At 35.4% G+C, this 3173-nt stretch carries 3 protein-coding genes; all 3 read right to left on the reverse strand.

The genetic code is table 11. The annotated features are described in order from the left end of the window. Positions 1-515, reverse strand: a 515-nt coding sequence (locus DXB77_RS12865) for a restriction endonuclease subunit S (protein WP_182439422.1), incomplete at its 3' end; no start/stop codon positions are given. 210 nt (positions 516-725) lie between these two features. Continuing rightward, on the reverse strand, positions 726-1694 hold the full coding sequence (xerA, locus tag DXB77_RS12870) for a site-specific tyrosine recombinase/integron integrase (RefSeq protein ID WP_117785512.1): 969 nt from the start codon (positions 1692-1694) through the stop codon (positions 726-728). Between the two features lie 179 nt (positions 1695-1873). Beyond that, positions 1874-2971 carry a restriction endonuclease subunit S gene (locus DXB77_RS12875; protein WP_118663539.1) on the reverse strand — a complete coding sequence of 366 codons (1098 nt, stop codon included), beginning with the start codon at positions 2969-2971 and terminating at the stop codon, positions 1874-1876. Positions 2972-3173 lie beyond the last annotated feature (202 nt).

Raw genomic sequence — 3173 nt, forward strand, 5'->3', positions numbered from 1 at the left:
CCAAACATCTCGACAAATCGGGCTTTGATGAGGTCGTCTAATAACTGTAATTCTTGCTGGCGCCGCTCTTTTAACTTAATGATATGATTCAGTACATCAACAATATATTTCTGCTTATCCATACTTCTTAATGGAATCTGCATCTTTCGCATAGCAGCTTGGGTTAATTTTTGCCTTGTAGCACCATTAACCATTCCATCGACCTTATAAAACATTAACGAATAGCATAGATAATCAACATCCAATCCCGTTTTTGGCTTTAATACATGTGCATGGTTATTAACCCAGCATTTTCCAGAAACTCTATATGCAATAGGTCTTTCTCTGGAACCAAAATTACCTCCATCTTCAGCCAATAGTACAAGTTCATCATCAAAAATATAATCAGCAATATGGTCTTGAATACCATTTGCTCCATAATAAGGATATTCTCCTTCTTCCCTTTCAGATGCTGTGATAGGCACTCGCATAGAATCAAGTATCTCACAACAGTCTTCTACATACAGCATATCCATAATACAATCCCTACAATTCTTCATCAGCTTACTCAGTGCTTTCACAGTGCTACATTCGCTACGGCTTCGCCTACGCTCATGCGTGCTATCGCACTATATGTCCAATCTGAAAATCATCCGCCTGCGAGCAAGCTCCCGGCGTCTGTTTTCATCTTGTCCATGCACTGCTCATTACCTCGTCAAATCCGAATTTGAGGAAATTCCCCTAAATTACGCAATATATCTCTGATGTGATGCTTTTACATTTCCTTGGTTTACAATTGCATACTGCATTGTAGTATCAATCTGTGAATGTCCAAGAATTTTCTGTACCTGTTCTATCGGCATTCCCTTATCAATTGCTCTTGTAGCCATGGTTCTTCTGAATTTATGTGGATGAATCTTCGTAAGATGTAGTCTTCTTCCTAACTCTCTGATTCTTATTTCTACTCCGCTTATTTTTAATCTGTCATAAGGACTATCCAATGTTACAAACAATGCCGGATTATCATCCTTTCGGCTTTCCAAATACTCTTTCATATGCAATTTGGCCTTTGCATCAAAATAAACACGCCGTTCTTTATCTCCTTTTCCGTAAACAACGCATTCTCGTGCCTCAAAATCTATATCATCCCTATTTAAATTAACTAATTCTCCAACTCGAATTCCTGTTGAATATAGCAGATCGATCATTGCCCGATCTCTAGGATGCTTGCAATTATCACGTAACCGCTCAATAGCTTCATCAGAAATAATTTCCTTTACTGGTTGTTTCGTCTTTATCTTGTGAATGCGTCGCATCGGACTCTTTAATATGTAATCTTCTTCCTCTAACCAAGAAAAGAAACTGCTAATATTTCTGCGTATATTATCAACGGTTACTTTGCTGCAATTATTAATTTTTTGATATTCTGAAAGATAACTTCGAATCTCTTCTGTAGTTATCTTCCGAATCGGACTTACAACCCTTAACAATAACTTTTCAATTGTAACTCTATAATATTGTAATGTTCGTTCCGAACAACCTTCAATTTTTTTAGCATCCAAATACAATTGCAAATATTCTGTATTACTTATTTCTGTTTTTTCTTCATGTGATTCATCCAAATTTTCCAAAAGTACTTCTTGTAACTTCTTCATCTGAGCAATACTCAGATATTCTGCCATCTCATTTAAAATTTTTACTAACTTCTCCTGCATGTTCATACACTCCTTTCGAATGTACCAACATCCTACACCAGTCTTTACCTTATTTTTCATAAACATTCTACAAACACATCTACATTATGGTTTGAAAAAAATTTGAGATCATATCAAATATCCAACAATTTGCATTATATTAATTTTGCATATGATAATCCCCCCCTTATCCAATCTATTTATCCGAAATATTGCTGCATTAAACTGTTAAATAAAATCTGCGTCTCATCAAGTGCCTTTTGTACTACAACTTTTGATTTGTCGACTTGCTTAACGAAATCAGAGAACTCCATTTGCAATTCAATTGGCGGGACTGGAATTATTAAAGTCCCCAAAATCTGTTGATTTAGATTTTGAATATTTGCGCCTCTCCCAGCCATCTTTTTTCTTATTGAATCCGCCTTTAAAACTCTTAATAAATAAGGGATTGTAACCGCATTATCATACTTTCTATATCTTATACAGAATCCACTAAAAGTAGTCGGAATATCCCCTGGATAAACCGCAACACTCCTTCCCACCAATGCTTTATTTCCATTTGAGCGGACAAATACAATATCATCATCTTTTAACAAGTATTCTTCAGATGGCATCTCATTCAGCGATACTGTTGGGAGTTGTTCAGTATTATCTATTACTGATAAATCCTTAAAATCGCCTACCCCTAAACAATTTATTTCCACTCCGCTATCATCATAATGAAAATTCATACCATTCTTACATTTTCCCATATCTAATAATGGTTTAGTTTTCCAACCTTTTTCATTTAAAACTGAATCCCCAAACATCTCGACAAATCGGGCTTTGATGAGGTTACCTAAAGCACTAATTTCTTTATTTCGTTTGTCTAATATTTTCTTTGCTTTTTCCAATATATCAACTATAGATTTCTGCTCATTGATTGATGGCAATTCAATCATGGCATCTGTTAAATTTCCAAGTTTAATATATTTAATTACCCCTCCAATAGCTTGCTTTCTAAGTTCTTCAATATAATCTTCCATAAAATAATACAGATATGGCATATATAACTTGCCGCTACCATTATCTTCAATTATGTATGTACGCTGATAGGCATCAAATCTTCCATTATAATACTTAACATTCAAATCACCATTACCAGCCACCAGTACACATTCACAATCATATGAATATGTTGATATTTTTAACGGTTCCCTTGAACATGTAAAAAATGGGTATTGTCCATCTTCAGATGCAGCATTGGCATCTAGCTTACCTGTCTTTATCTTTGTCAATTCACCTATTTTTACTTTCATCTACATTATTCTTACAAATCTTTCTTTATTGACTTATCCGATACATTCACAGTGCTACATTCGCTACGGCTTCGCCTGCACTCATGCGTGCTATCGCACTATATGTCCAATCTGAAAATCATCCGCCTGTGAGCAAGCTCCCAGCGTCTGTTTTCATCTTGTCCATGCACTGCTCATTACCTCGTCAAATCCGAATTTGTTT

Source organism: Clostridium sp. OM05-9, assembly GCF_003481465.1.
In the GTDB taxonomy this organism is placed as follows: domain Bacteria; phylum Bacillota; class Clostridia; order Lachnospirales; family Lachnospiraceae; genus Coprococcus; species Coprococcus ammoniilyticus.